The sequence below is a fragment of the Corynebacterium frankenforstense DSM 45800 genome (assembly GCF_001941485.1).
GTDB classification, from domain to species: domain Bacteria; phylum Actinomycetota; class Actinomycetes; order Mycobacteriales; family Mycobacteriaceae; genus Corynebacterium; species Corynebacterium frankenforstense.
Genome location: NZ_CP009247.1, coordinates 1,038,200 through 1,052,125 on the forward strand (window position 1 = coordinate 1,038,200; position 13,926 = coordinate 1,052,125).

A 13,926-nucleotide genomic window follows, 5' to 3' on the forward strand; every position below is an offset into this window, starting at 1 on the left:
CGGGTCGACGGGCCCGCGCCGGGGCGCGGCGTCGGCGGCGTCGGGCAGGCCCGCGGGCCCGTCCACCGGTTCGGGGACGGGCTGGGCGGGGGCGACGCCGCGGCGCACGCTACCGCGCCTCGTTGACGACGTGGCGGGGCAGGGCGTCGGAAATCTCCACGTGGGCGTCCTCGGCGCGCAGGCGACGGGAGAAGACCCAGTAGGTCCAGCCCTGGTAGATGAGCACCAGCGGGGTCATGATCAGCGCGACCCAGGTCATGAACTTCAGGGTGTAGGGCGCCGAGGCGGCGTTCCACACCGTCAGCGACTCGCCTCCGGCGAGTGTGGTGGGCATGACGTCGGGGAAGAGCGAGCCGAAGAGCAGCGCGGTGCAGCAGAGCACGACCAGGCAGCTGAGCAGGAAGGCCCAGCCGTCGCGGCCGAGGTACATCATCGGGGCGGCGGCGAGCAGCAGCACGGCGGCGAGGACGGCCAGCGCCCAGGCCCAGGGCTCATTGGCGGCGATGAGCACGGTCCAGACCAGGAAGACCACGCCGCACACGGCGGTGACCGCGGCGACGGGCACGATGAAGCGCTGGGCGCGCTGGCGCACGACGCCGTCGGTCTTGAGGCGGATGAAGGTCAGGCCGTGGAAGACGAACAGGGCGGTGAAGGTCACCCCGCCCATCAGGCCGTAGGGGTTGAACACGGTCGCCAGGGCGGCGCCGGCGTCGAGGGAGTGGTCGGCCTCGAGCGGCAGGCCGCGGACGATGTTGGCGAAGGCGATGCCCCACAGGATGGCCGGGGCCCAGGAGCCGAAGGCCAGGCCGCGGTCGCACCAGCGCTCCCAGGCGGGGTCGGAGACCTTCTTGCGCCACTCGAGGGCGACGATGCGCACGATGAGGGCGACCAGGATGAGGAACAGCGGGATGTAGAACCCGGAGAACAGCGTGGCGTACCACTCGGGGAAGGCGGCGAACATGGCCCCGCCGGCGGTGATCAGCCAGACCTCGTTGCCGTCCCAGACGGGGCCGATGGTGCCGACGAGGGTGTTGCGCTCGGCGCGGTTGCGGCCGATGAAGGGCGCGAGGATGCCGACGCCGAAGTCGAAGCCCTCGAGCAGGAAGTAGCCGGCGAAGAGCACGGCGATGAGGATGAACCAGATGACGGGAAGTTCGATGCCGAACATGGTGTTCCTCCTAGTTCTTCCCGGGCTCGGGGGTGGACGTGGCGGCGTCGGTGCCCGTGTCCGCGGCACCGGCGTCGGGGCCGGTCACGGCGGTGGCGAAGCGCACCGGTTCGACGCTCATGGGGTGCTCGGCGCCGACCGCGGAGGCGGGGCCGGGCTGTTCGGTGCCGCCTGCGGGGTCGGGTCCGGACTCGGCCGGGGGCCCGAGGAGCACGGCGCGGCGCACCAGCCAGAACCACAGGCAGTAGAGCAGGCCGTAGAGCAGGGTGAAGCCGATGACGGTGAACCAGACGTAGGCCGCCGAGTGGTGCGAGACGCCCTCGCCGATGGTCATGCGGATCAGCTCGGTGCGCGGGTCGCCGACGGACTCGGGGTTGGGGTGGACGATCCAGGGCTGGCGGCCCATCTCGGTGAAGACCCAGCCGGCGATATTGGCCAGGAAGGGGAAGGGCACGGCGATGAGCGAGCAGCGGGCGAACCAGGTGCCCCTCCTGCCGGTCGGTGCCTTGCCGCGGCGGGTGAACCACCAGGCGAACAGGGCCAGCAGGACCGAGCCGACCATGAGCCCGATCATGGCGCGGAAGGACCAGTAGCTGACGAAGAGGTTGGGCATGTAGTTGCCGGGGCCGTAGAGGGCCTCGTGCTCGGCCTGGAGGTCGAGCACGCCGCGCAGGGTCACGCCGGTGAACTTGCCCTCGGCCAGGAACGGCAGGACGAAGGGCACGTCGATGAGGTGGATGACGGAGTCGCAGTTGTTGTGCGTTCCCACGGTGAGCACCGAGAAGTTCGGGTCGGTCTGGGTGTGGCACAGCGACTCGGCGGAGGCCATCTTCATCGGCTGCTGGATGAACATCAGCTTGGCCTGCAGGTCGCCGGTGAAGGCGATCGCGGCGGTGGAGATCCAGGTGGCCCACAGGCCGAGCCGGATGACGGGGCGGTGGACCTCGTGGCGGGCGCGCCGCGGGTCGTCCTCGGCCCAGTTCTCCTTGGCGGCCTGGCGGCGGGCGCGGATCAGCCACCAGCAGGACACGCCGAGGATGAAGGTCGCGCCGGTGAGGAAGGCGCCGGCGGCGGCGTGCAGGTACCCGAAGAAGGCGGTCTTGTTGAACAGCAGGGTGGCGATGTCGTTGAGCTCGGCGCGGCCGGTCTCGGGGTTGTAGACGGCGCCCTTCGGGTTCTGCATGAACGAGTTGGCCACGATGATGAAGTAGGCCGAGATGTTGGTGGCCACCGCGACGATCCAGATCGCGGTCGTGTGCAGCCAGCCGGGGACCTTGCCCCAGCCGAAGATCCACACGCCCAGGAAGACGGACTCGAGGAAGAACGCGATGAGCGCCTCGAGGGCCAGGGGGCCGCCGAAGACGTCGCCGACCATGCGGGAGTACTCGGACCAGTTCATGCCGAACTGGAACTCCTGGACGATGCCGGTGGCGACGCCCATGGCGAAGTTGATGAGGAAGACGGTGCCGAAGAACCTGGTGGCGCGGTACCAGTAGTCGCGCCCGGTGGTCTGCCAGAACGTCTGCATCAGGGCGACGAGCGGGCCGAGTCCGATGGTCAGTGGCACGAAGAGGTAGTGGTAGACGGTCGTGATGCCGAACTGCCAGCGTGAGATGTCCAGGACATCCACTGTCAATCAGCCCCTTTACGTGAGCACGCTCCGGTTTCGATGAGAGACTTCACCGCCCGCCGGTCGCGTTGGCTGCGTTCACGTGCCCCCGGCACGCGGTGAGGGAAGGCGGAAGCGGCCGCAGGGGAGTGGTCGCGGGGCAGCCGGAGAATCTGCCCGGGTACCGCCGTCAATTACATTCAACCCAAAGTTGGCGGGTTAATCGAATCCCGCGGTGGATACCTCACACGTCAGACTAGAACAGGGGTGAAAGGTCTCGTGTCGCCCGTCACTTCCGTGCGCAGGCAACTTTAGTTTCGATTCCGGTGATCTGCGGCTACGACCGGGCATGCGAAACTTACTTGAGTTGCGAAGGAACTCAACCAGGCCCCCGAAAGGGGGTGGAACAAAAATTGACGACGTCGCGGTGGTAGCCCTAGGCGTCCGGGCGCGCGGTGCGCGCCTCGGTGTTGAGGTACTCGAAAAGCTCCTGCTCGATCGGTGACTCGAGCGTCAGGTCCATCGAGACGACGTCCTTCTTGACGTGATCCTTATCGGGAAGCGTTGTGGCTTCGGGGTTATCGGCCGAGACGCGACCGAGGTAGAAGAAGTCGGAGCCTTCGGCATCGCTTTTCTTAACAAAGAGCGGCATGTCGACTTCATTGGCGGCCATCGGAGCAACATCCGAGCTGGCCAGCGTGCGCCCGTGCTTGGAGTACCAGTGCATCACACTGGGGGTGATCAATTGGTCGGGGTAGCGCACGTCAACATCGAGCTCTTGGGCCTTGTTATGTGTGACGAAGATCGGGCAGGTCTGAGTATCGGCGTCGAGCTTGTAGCCGTACATCGTGCCTTCCTGGTTTTTCGCCCAGCACAGCAGGCGACAGACATCGCGGCGGGTGTAGCGCCGGCCAACGACCAGATGTCCATCCCATTGACCGGTCTGGCGGCAACGCATCAGTCCAGTGGCGAGCACGTCATCGACATGATCGCGGAAGGATGCGGGGTTCCACTCGTGCTTGGCGCTGGGGGAGTAGGCCTCGTAGAGGTCTCGGAACTTCGGGTGCAGTCGGTATTTACCGCGAACCACATCGATAATGGGCGTGCGGCCATAGGCGTCTTTGAGCTGCTCGTTAAAGAACTCCAGCGTGAGAACCCGCTCGGTGTGCGTGATAACCGCATCGTCAGAGCGAGTGTTGTTCTCGCGAAGGAGTTCACGGAAGTCATCGCGGGTAAGTTCGCCGACTTCGAGGAGCCTCTGCAGAAGAAGAATCTCGTGCGGGCGAATACCCTTAAGCAGCTCCGCGGAAAGCATGCTCAAATATGACTCTTCTGCAGCGCTCGGAGCCATGTCCTTTGACAGGAACTTCAGAGAGACCAGAAGCGTCCAGTAGTTCCGTGGCCGCTCGGTGGTCGCGAGTACGTAGGGATCGAGCGAGTCGAAGCGCAGGAAGTGTCGCAGCTGGGGAATCCGATTGAGGCGGTCGCGAAGCAATGTAATGGCTGCGCGCAGCTCGCGCCGGCCCGTGAGCCGAGCGCTGTCGATGGCATGCAGGACGCGCTGCTGGGCGATGCGATCGAAGCTAATGGTCGAGCCACCGGCGGTCACTGTCGGCGTCATGGTGTCGCGGCGCGCGCCTTCTTTGGTGCCGGTGTTATCGCCGGTCAGTGCCAACGGGATCATGTAGTTATTCGCGTAGTTACCGATGAAGTCGAGCACGCGAACGTGGTCTTTACCTGCAGCCTTGCGCAGGCCGCGACCGAGCTGCTGGGTGAAGATAATGCGGGATTTTGTCTCGCGCAGCATGACAATCTGGTTGAGCTCGGGAATATCGACGCCTTCATTAAAGATGTCGACGGTGAGCAGATAGTCCAGGCGTCCGGCCTGGAGTTCCTCGACCGCCTGCTGGCGCTCCTCGTTCGTGGAGCTGCCTGTCAGCGCGCGTGTACGTAGCGGCTTGCCGTACACGAGTTGGCCATTGAGCTCCTCTGCCAGGAGCTGGCACTCGTCGACACGGCTGCAGAAGATCAGTCCCTTAGCGCCTTCGGCATGCCCATAGGTCTGCAGGTTGTCGACGATGCTGCGCACACGGCTGGAATCCGTCAGCGCGCCGAGTGAAATCTGCTCGCCGGTCTTGGTTCCTTCGCTATCGACGGGATCGGCGATGCCGTAGTAGTGGAACGGCACGAGCATTCGGCCTTTGAGCGCCTTGTCGAGGCGGATCTCGTAGGGGACGTTGTAGTCGAAGAGCTCGAAGACGTTGAAGTTATCGGTGCGCTCGGGAGTCGCGGTCAGCCCGAGGAGAAACTCGGGCTCGAAGTGGTCGACGACCTTGCGATAGGACTTGGCACCAGAGCGGTGAACCTCGTCGATGACGATGTAATCGAAGGCCTTCTTAGCGAACTGCAACAGGTGCTCGTCGCGCGAGATGGTCTGGATGGTGGCGAAGAGATATTTCGCGTCCAGGTCATAGGTGCCACCGGAGTAAAAGCCAAAGGCCGAATCGGGTTCCTCGAGAACCTTCTGGAACTCGAGCTTTGCCTTGGCGAGGATGTCCGCGCTGTGCACGATAAAGAGCATTCGCTTCGGGGCGAACTGGCGCACCGCGAGGGCTGCGAGAATGGTCTTTCCGGTACCGGTGGCGGAAATGACTACGGCCCGTTGCTCGCCGGCATCGACAACGCGCTGAATTTGCTCGAGCGCATCAGACTGCATGACATTCGGCAGGATCCGCGTGCGGCCGTTAATGCGCTCGCCAACCCCAGAGTCGGTAACGACAAAGTCGCGGTGGTGGCGCGTCTGCTCGTAGTTTTCAATCCATTCGGCGCTCAAGGCGACCGAAGTGGACTTCTGATAGGCCACGGCCTTATCGATCTGCTCGACAATGTCGCCGCCGGGCAGGGCAGAGAACTTCAAGTTCCATTCCTGGTTAGTGCTGAGCGCACTGCCGGTGACATCCGAGCTGCCGACGATGGCAGTCATACCGACCTCGTGGCGGAAGATATAGCCCTTGGCGTGGAAGCCATGATCGACATCCTCGTGAATGAGGACCTCGATATTGGGGTTGTCCTCGGTGAGCTGGAGGAGCTCTCGGAAAACCGCGGGCTCGTTGAAGTCCAGGTAGCGGGAAGTAATGATCGTCCCGCGGCCGGTGAAATCGAGAAGCTGCTGTTTCAGCGGCGCCAGGCCGCTCGGGGCGATAAAGGCGACCGAGAAGATGAACTCGTTGGCCTGTCGCAGCTCGTTCTTAATCGCGGCGAGCATGGACCGATCCTCGCCGGTATTCGGCGCCGCGGAATCAGTCGAAGCATTGACGATGAGCTCGGGGTTGAAGATCTGACCGGCCGGCAGCGCGCGGTCGAGAAAGCCGAATCGAGTATCGAGGTTCAACGCCTCGGTCAGTCGGTTCACGGGTGGGCGCCTTCAACCAGCAGACGCACGGCGGGCACATCGGCCGGGGCCCACTCCAGCTCCTCAAGGCGCTCGGGAGGCAGCCACGCGAGCGCTTGGTGCTCACTCAGCTGCGGCTCGGTCCCCTCCAGAGTGCAGAAGAAGGTAGTCAGCTCAACCACCGCAGTGCCGTAGTCATGCGCGGTCGTCGTCAATTTCTCTCCCACGCTCACGCTGCAGGAAAGCTCCTCGCGCAGCTCGCGCGCCAATGCCTCCTGCGGGGCCTCACCAGGCTCAATTTTGCCGCCGGGGAACTCCCACAGGCCCCCCTGAGATTTGTGCGCCCCGCGCTGGGCGGCCATGACAGTGCCATCGCGGACGATGACCGCGCCGGTGACGCGGATCGGGTCAGTGGCCATTCCCATCGCGGGGGACTCCTTAATCTCGGTGTGCTCGGATTCTAGAGCCGCGCGCCGTCGATGTCGTTGATTCCGGGGATCCGGTGCCGGCCGGTGGCGTAGTAGAGCACCGTCATCAGCACCAGGAAGCCCACGCCCACGGCGAGTGCGGTCCAGTACTCCGGCTCCCAGAGCATGATGCCGAAGGTGAAGATGATGAACGCGATGGCGAAGTACTGACCCCAGGGCCACAGCGGCACCGGGAAGTCCAGGGCCTCGACCTCCTCGGCGCTCAGGTGGCGGCGCGAGGCGACGTGGGCGACGAGGATCATCAGCCAGACGTAGATCGTGGCGAAGGTGGCCAGCGCGGCGACGACCGTGAAGACCTCCTCGGGAAGCAGCCAGTTGAGCACGACGCCGACGACCAGGACGACCAACAGAGCGACCGTGGTGAACACCGGGACACCCTTGGCGGTGGTCTTCTGCATCTGCTGCGGGGCCAGGTGCTGGCGGGCCATGCCCGTGATCACGCGGCCGGCGCCGAAGAGGTCCGAGTTGATCGCGGAGAGCGCCGCGGTGATGACCACGACGTTGAGCAGCGCGGCCGCCCAGTTGACTCCCAGGGTGCTGAAGATCTGGACGAACGGGCTCTCCTCGCCGGTGATCGAGCGCCACGGGTTGAGCAGCAGGATGACCAGGATGCTCAGCACGTAGAACAGCAGGATGCGCATCGGCACGGTGTTGACGGCCTTCGGCACCGCCTTCTTGGGCTCCTCGGCCTCCGCGCCGGCCACGCCGATGATCTCGGTGCCGCCGAAGGCGAAGAGGACCAGGATGAACGCGGAGATCATGCCGCCGGCGCCGTTGGGGAAGAAGCCGCCGTCGCTCCAGAGGTTGTCCACGCCCGCGGCCTGCGGGTCCGAGCCCAGGTTGAACGCCAGGATCGCGGCACCGCCGACGATCATCGCGATCACGGCGGCGACCTTGACGATGGTGAAGGCGAACTCGAGCTCACCGAACCAGCGCACGCTGACCAGGTTCGCCGCGCCCACGACCAGCAGGGTCACGGCCACCCACACCCACTGCGGGGTGTCCGGGAACCAGAAGCCCATGTAGATCGCGATGGCCGTCAGGTCCGCCAGGCAGACGATGATCATCTCGAAGGCGTACATCCAGCCGGTGATGTAGCCGGCCCAGCCGCCCAGGTGCTCGCGGGTGTACTCGGCGAAGGACCCCGAGACCGGGTGGCGCACGGCCATCTCGCCGAGGGCGCGGAGCATGAAGTAGACCACCGCGCCGCCGAGCAGGTAGACCAGCAGCACCGAGGGGCCGGCGGCCTGGATCGCGCCGGCCGAGCCGTAGAACAGGCCGGTGCCGATCGCGGAGCCCAGCGCGATGAAATGGATGTGTCGGGCCTTCAGTCCCAGCTGCGGACGACGCCGCTGCGGTGTCTGGGTCTGCGCCTGCGCGGACTGCGCGGCGGTGCTCTCTGAAGGCTGTGCCGACATGACCGAGCCCACTTTCTTTTGTGTTGAACTGACGCGCCCACGGAGACGCGCCGACGAATAGGGAGTTGCGCGGCGCACCATAGCAGTCAGGGTGACGCAGCACTCCATCGGGTCACGGAGCGAAATTGTCGGCCCGATGCGGAAAAACCGTGGTACCTGTCGTATTCTTGCAGGGCAATGAGCATAACCGAAAACGCCGCCGGCGGCGAGAATGCGCCGGAGAATGTGGATGAGTCGGTGAACCGGGAAGATTCGCGCGGTGTCGAGGCCCAGACCTCGGAGAACACCAGGGCCGCGGATCAGGCCGGGCAGACCGAGAACGACGACGAGAAGAAGGACAGCGCCGCCGAGGGCGGCGCAGAGGCCGCGGCGGACGCGCACGTGGCGGAAGGGACGGCGTCGGAAAGCGACGGCGCGGAGGACATGGACGACAAGGAACGCGTCGAGCAGGGCGCCGAGAACGAGAACGACGACGCCAAGGGCGCCGAGAACAAGGACGACGCCGCGCAGGACGCCGGCGCCGACGGGAAGACGGAAGAGAACACGGACGACAAGTCCGGCACGTCCGGTGCGGACGAGAAGTCCGAGAAGGACGACGAGAACGACAAGAACGACGACGCCCCGGGCTTCGACGCGCTGAGCCTGCCCGACGACGTCGTCGAGGCCGTGCGCAAGGTCGGCTTCGAGCAGCCCTCGGCGATCCAGCAGGAGACCATCCCGCTGCTGATGCAGGGCCGCGACGTGGTCGGCCTGGCCCAGACCGGCACCGGCAAGACCGCGGCGTTCGCGCTGCCGATCCTGGCGCGCATCGACCGCTCGCAGCGCCACCCGCAGGCCCTGGTGCTCGCGCCGACGCGCGAGCTGGCCCTGCAGGTCGCCGACAGCTTCCAGCAGTTCGCCGACCACCTCGGCGGCATCCACATCCTGCCGATCTACGGCGGGCAGGCCTACGGCATCCAGCTCGGCGGCCTGCGGCGCGGCGCCCACATCATCGTGGGCACCCCGGGCCGTGTGATCGACCACCTCGAGCGCGGCTCGCTGGACATCTCCAACCTGCGCTTCCTCGTCCTCGACGAGGCCGACGAGATGCTCAACATGGGCTTCCAGGAGGACGTCGAGCGCATCCTCGAGGACACCCCGGAGCACAAGCAGGTCGCCCTGTTCTCGGCGACCATGCCCAACGGCATCCGCCGGATCTCCAAGCAGTACCTCGACAACCCCGCCGAGGTCACCGTCAAGGCGGAGACCCGCACGGCCACCAACATCACGCAGCGCTGGCTGCACGTGGCCCACCGCAACAAGCTCGACGCGCTGACCCGCATCCTCGAGGTCACCGAGTTCGAGGCCATGATCATCTTCGTGCGCACCAAGTCGGAGACCGAGGAGGTCGCCGAGAAGCTGCGCGCCCGGGGCTTCTCCGCCGCCGCCATCAACGGTGACGTCGCCCAGGCCCAGCGTGAGCGCACCGTCGACCAGCTGCGCGACGGCCGCCTGGACATCCTCGTGGCCACCGACGTCGCCGCCCGCGGCCTCGACGTCGAGCGCATCAGCCACGTGCTCAACTTCGACATCCCCCATGACACGGAGAGCTACGTCCACCGCATCGGCCGCACCGGCCGTGCCGGGCGCACCGGCGAGGCCATCCTCTTCGTCACCCCGCGCGAGCGCCGCATGCTGCGCACCATCGAGCGGGTGACCAACGCGCCGCTGGCCGAGATGGACCTGCCGACCGTCGACGAGGTCAACGAGTCGCGCAAGTCCCGCTTCGCCGACTCGATCACCGAGTCGCTGGAGGACCCGCAGCTCGAGCTGTTCCGCGGCCTGGTCAAGGCCTACTCCGAGGCGCACGACACGCCGCTGGAGGACATCGCCGCCGCCCTGGCCACCCAGGCGCAGATCGGCGACGAGTTCCTGATGAAGGAGCCGCCGAAGGACGCCAGGCGCGACCGTCGGGACCGCCGCGACCGCGACCGTGACCGCGACCGGGGCGACCGCCGCGGACGCGGCCGCTTCGAGGCCGGCGAGGGCAAGGCGATGTACCGCATCGCCGTGGGCAAGCGCCAGCACGTGCGCCCGGGTGCCATCGTCGGCGCCCTGGCCAACGAGGGCGGGCTGAACTCCCGCGACTTCGGCCGCATCTCGATCTTCGGCTCGCACTCCCTGGTGGAGCTGCCCGAGGATCTGCCGGGCGAGGTCTTCGAGCGCCTGGAGGAGACCCGCATCTCCGGCCAGCTGATCAACCTCGAGCGCGACACCGGCCGCCCGCCGCGTGACCGCGACCGCGACAACTACCGCGACCGGGGCCGTGGCCGGCGCGACGACCGCCGGGGCGGTCACCGCGACCACCACGACCGCCGTGGCGGGCACCGTGACGACCGTCGTGACGACCGGCGTGGCGGCTACCGGGACCGCGATGACCGCCGTGGCGGTTACCGCGACCGGGACGACCGTCGGGGTGGCCACCGTGGCGGCAACCGGGACCGTGACGACCGACGCGGCGGCTACCGCGACCGGGACGACCGTCGGGGCGGCCACCGGGGCGGCAACCGAGACCGTCGCGACCGCTGGTAGGCGACCGGCAGCCAGTCGGCCGGCGCGCTGAGCGCGGCTCGGCCCGACGGAGCCGGCGCGCCGAGCGCGCGGCCTGACGACGTCGGCCCGACGGCGCCGAGCGCCCGGCCTGACACGAAAACCGCCCCCGACCTCGAGAGAGGCCGGGGGGGCGGTTCTTTCATGTGCCGGTCCGGGGGACCGGTTCAGTGGACCTGGGTTCCGGTCAGATCACCATCAGGACGGCGATGACGACCCAGAGCAGCGCGAAGATGCCGCCGAACATGGACAGCTGGCCCTTCGCCTTGTCCCAGTTGCTGACCCGGAACTTCTCGTCGGCGTCGACCTCGTCGGGGCCGAGCAGACCCAGGGCGCCGGCCATCTTCTTCTGACGCGGGATGATCAGGAAGATCAGCAGGGCCCAGGCGACCACGGACAGGCCGATGGAGGCGTGGAAGCGGCCGTCGGTCCAGTAGGTGCCGGGGTCGGTGAACATGACCGCGATACCCAGCAGCGGGGCGAGCAGCGAGAGCACGCCGTAGGTCGAGGTGACCTTGTGCAGCGTGCGGGCGGTGCCGGCGGCGCGCTCGTCACCCTTGTGGGCGGCGACGGCCTCAACCTGGAAACGGGAGACCGCGTAGGTGACCGGCCCGAGGAAGAGGACGGCCGCGATGACGTGGAGTGCGAGAAGGATGGTGTACACAGTGACCTTTCTTCGGTCCCGGAGAGTTGTGCAAGTTCCCGGCCAGTCTAACGGGCGTTGTCATGGCAGCAATATTCAGCGGGGCAGCGCCGCGCCCAGTCCGCCGAGGCGGCACGCCCCGCGCATCGCCGCCCGGTCCGCCCGGGAGAGCGCGAGCCCCCAGCGCGCCGCGACCGCCGCGACGCGGCGCGCGTACCAGCAGCGCGCCCGCGGGGCCTCGGGCAGCCACTCGGCGGGCAGCTGGTCCGACTTGTCCCGGTTGGCGGCCTTCGAGGTGGCCACGAGGTTGACCGCGTCGTTGGCGAAGGCGTGGCGGGTGCGGGTGTCCCAGGCGTGCGCGCCCATGTCCCAGGCGGCGGCCAGCGGGAAGACGTGGTCGATCTCGACCTCGTCGGTCGCCGCGAGCGCCTCGCCGGTGTAGGGGTCCTGACCGGCCCCGGCGAGCAGCCGGCAGGTCGCCTCCTCGGCGTGCACGTCCTCGAACTGCGCGGCGATGACCGCCTGGCGGGTGGTGCACCCGCCCGGTTGCGCGGCCCACCCGGCGCCGAAGGCCTCGCGGGTGTAGCCGGGCAGCTCGGGGCGGGCGTCGAGCACGACGACGGCCGCGAGGGAATCGCCCAGGGCGGGCAGCGGGACGTCGTCAAGCGTCTCGTAGGGGCGCAGCCACGGCCACGCGGTGGCGGCCAGCGCCCAGGCGGTCAGGACGAGCAGGATGCGGCGCAGCCAGCGCGCGGGGGTCTCACTGAGGGGCACACCCGGTTAGACCGCGGGTGCGCGCCGCGCGGTTCCTGCGGGCGCGGCCCCGGCGCCGAAAAGCCGGGCGCCGGAGGACCGGGCGCCGGGCACGTGAGCTGGGGGAGGGACTTAAGCCTCCAGGCGCCGCCCGGCCTCGGCGATGTCGACGTCCGGGTCGGACTCGGCGATCTCGGCCAGCTTCGAGGCGCGCTCGAAGTCGGACTGCACCTCGGCGGAGGGGGCGCGGGTGACGCTCGAGACGATCCAGGTCACCAGCGCGGCCGCCGCGAAGCCGGGCACCATCTCGTAGATCGTGCCGGAGAGCGCCTCGACCGAGCCCCAGACGAAGGATACCACGGCACCGGTGACCATGCCGGCCAGGGCGCCGGCGGTGTTGAGGCGCTTCCAGTAGAGGCTGAAGAGCATCAGCGGGCCGAAGGCGGAGCCGAAGCCCGCCCAGGCGAAGGCGACCAGCCCCAGGATCGAGTCATTGGGGTTGACAGCGAGTGCGGCGGCGACCACGGAGACGGCCACGACCGCGGTGCGCGAGAGGTTGACCAGCACCATCTCCTCGGGGCGCTTCTTCAGGAAGATCGTCATCAGGTCCTCGATCAGCGAGGAGGAGACGACCAGCAGCTGCGAGCTCATCGTGGACATGATCGCGGCGAGCACCGCGGTGAGCACCAGGCCGGCGATCAGCGGGTGGAAGAGGATGCGGCCCATGTCCAGGAAGATCGTCTCGAAGGCCTCGCGGTCGGTCACCGCGATGTCCGGGTTCTGGGAGAAGAACACGGTGCCCACGGTCGCGGTGGCCAGCGCGCCGAGCACGCACAGGCCCATCCAGAGGATGCCCCACATGCGCCCGCGGCGGGCCTCGGAGGGCCGGCGCAGCGCCATGTAGCGGATGACGATGTGCGGCTGGCCGAAGTAGCCCAGGCCCCAGGCCAGGTGCCCGATCAAGGTGGCCACGGAGACGCCGGTGAACATGGAGAAGAACTCGGGGTTGCCGGTGCCGTCGGTCCACGGGCCGTAGTCGTGCTCGGTGGCCCAGGTGAAGATGTCGGCGGGGTTGTCCAGGGTCAGCAGCGCCATGGTGGGCACGAGGATCAGGGCGAGGAACATGATCAGGCCCTGGACGACGTCGGTGTAGGAGACCGCCAGGAAGCCGCCGATGAAGGTGTAGGCGACGGTGACGGCGGCGACGATGATCATGCCGGTCAGGTAGTCGCCGCCGAAGGTGGCCTCGAAGTAGCGCCCGCCGGAGACCATGCCGGAGGAGACGTAGAAGGTGAAGAACAGGATGATGATCAGCGCGGCCGTCACGCGCACCGAGCGGGTGTGGTCGCGCAGCCGGTTGCCGAAGAAGCTGGGCAGCGTGATCGAGTTCTGCGCGATCTCGGAGTAGCTGCGCAGCCGGGGTGCCACGATCGACCAGGAGACGAAGCTGCCGATGAGCAGGCCGACGGCGATCCACAGCTCGGAGAGGCCGGAGACGAACAGCGCGCCGGGCAGGCCCATCAGCAGCCAGCCGGACATGTCCGAGGCGCCGGCCGAGAGCGCGGCGACGAACGGGTTCAGGCCGCGGTCGCCGAGCACGTAGTCGTCGTACTTGCTGGTGTGCACGTAGGACCAGTAGCCGATGGCCAGCATGGTGAACATGTAGATGACGATGGCTATGACGAACCACGTCGACTCGGTCATATGCACGGGGGATGCCTCTCCGGTGGCGTACAGATCGTCGTCATTATGTCGCACAAGTCACTTCCAGGGAAATAATTCACTCATGTCTCCCCGGTGATGGGTGTGCTTGACGACGCCCCGGTGCGCGCCGTGGGCGCGCCCCACCCGTGGCAGCGGGGCACCC

At 67.4% G+C, this 13,926-nt stretch carries 9 protein-coding genes; 1 reads left to right on the forward strand and 8 read right to left on the reverse strand.

Going from position 1 to position 13,926, the window contains the following annotated elements:
• Positions 1-109 precede the first annotated feature (109 nt).
• The 5 genes from cydB to CFRA_RS04555 form a co-directional block, all read right to left on the reverse strand.
• Positions 110-1,159: a cytochrome d ubiquinol oxidase subunit II gene (gene cydB, locus CFRA_RS04535; RefSeq protein WP_075664871.1), complete on the reverse strand. Its 1,050-nt coding sequence runs from the start codon at positions 1,157-1,159 to the stop codon at positions 110-112.
• 19 nt (positions 1,160-1,178) lie between these two features.
• Positions 1,179-2,798, reverse strand: a complete 1,620-nt coding sequence (locus tag CFRA_RS04540; RefSeq protein WP_075663644.1) for a cytochrome ubiquinol oxidase subunit I — start codon at positions 2,796-2,798, stop codon at positions 1,179-1,181.
• A gap of 415 nt (positions 2,799-3,213) precedes the next feature.
• Positions 3,214-6,189, reverse strand: coding sequence for a DUF3427 domain-containing protein (locus tag CFRA_RS04545; RefSeq protein ID WP_075663645.1), 2,976 nt, complete (start codon positions 6,187-6,189; stop codon positions 3,214-3,216).
• Entirely contained in the window at positions 6,186-6,593 is a 408-nt protein-coding gene (locus CFRA_RS04550; RefSeq protein ID WP_245797686.1) for a (deoxy)nucleoside triphosphate pyrophosphohydrolase, read from the reverse strand. The genes CFRA_RS04545 and CFRA_RS04550 overlap by 4 nt, the downstream gene beginning before the upstream one ends.
• A gap of 35 nt (positions 6,594-6,628) precedes the next feature.
• Complete coding sequence (locus CFRA_RS04555; protein WP_083667032.1) at positions 6,629-8,074, reverse strand: amino acid permease; 1,446 nt, start codon at positions 8,072-8,074, stop codon at positions 6,629-6,631.
• 177 nt (positions 8,075-8,251) lie between these two features.
• Here CFRA_RS04555 and CFRA_RS04560 point away from each other — a divergent pair, with 177 nt between their 5' ends.
• Complete coding sequence (locus CFRA_RS04560) at positions 8,252-10,645, forward strand: DEAD/DEAH box helicase (RefSeq protein WP_415684175.1); 2,394 nt, start codon at positions 8,252-8,254, stop codon at positions 10,643-10,645.
• 205 nt (positions 10,646-10,850) lie between these two features.
• On the opposite strand, the gene CFRA_RS04565 is transcribed toward CFRA_RS04560, so the two are convergent.
• From CFRA_RS04565 to putP, 3 genes are all read right to left on the reverse strand, one after another.
• The gene (locus CFRA_RS04565) at positions 10,851-11,327 is read right to left on the reverse strand and encodes a DUF2269 domain-containing protein (RefSeq protein WP_075663646.1); all 477 of its coding nucleotides are present in this window, start codon (positions 11,325-11,327) and stop codon (positions 10,851-10,853) included.
• A gap of 75 nt (positions 11,328-11,402) precedes the next feature.
• Positions 11,403-12,080, reverse strand: a complete 678-nt coding sequence (locus CFRA_RS04570) for an HNH endonuclease family protein (RefSeq protein WP_075663647.1) — start codon at positions 12,078-12,080, stop codon at positions 11,403-11,405.
• A gap of 111 nt (positions 12,081-12,191) precedes the next feature.
• The gene (gene putP / locus CFRA_RS04575) at positions 12,192-13,763 is read right to left on the reverse strand and encodes a sodium/proline symporter PutP (protein ID WP_075663648.1); all 1,572 of its coding nucleotides are present in this window, start codon (positions 13,761-13,763) and stop codon (positions 12,192-12,194) included.
• Positions 13,764-13,926: the final 163 nt, after the last annotated feature.

Bases quoted from the DNA above. Each gene is read 5' to 3' on its own strand.
- CFRA_RS04560 (WP_415684175.1), top strand. From the start codon at position 8,252: ATGAGCATAACCGAAAACGCCGCCGGCGGCGAGAATGCGCCGGAGAAT.
- CFRA_RS04550 (WP_245797686.1), bottom strand. From the start codon at position 6,593: ATGGGAATGGCCACTGACCCGATCCGCGTCACCGGCGCGGTCATCGTC.
- putP (WP_075663648.1), bottom strand. From the start codon at position 13,763: ATGACCGAGTCGACGTGGTTCGTCATAGCCATCGTCATCTACATGTTC.
- CFRA_RS04555 (WP_083667032.1), bottom strand. From the start codon at position 8,074: ATGTCGGCACAGCCTTCAGAGAGCACCGCCGCGCAGTCCGCGCAGGCG.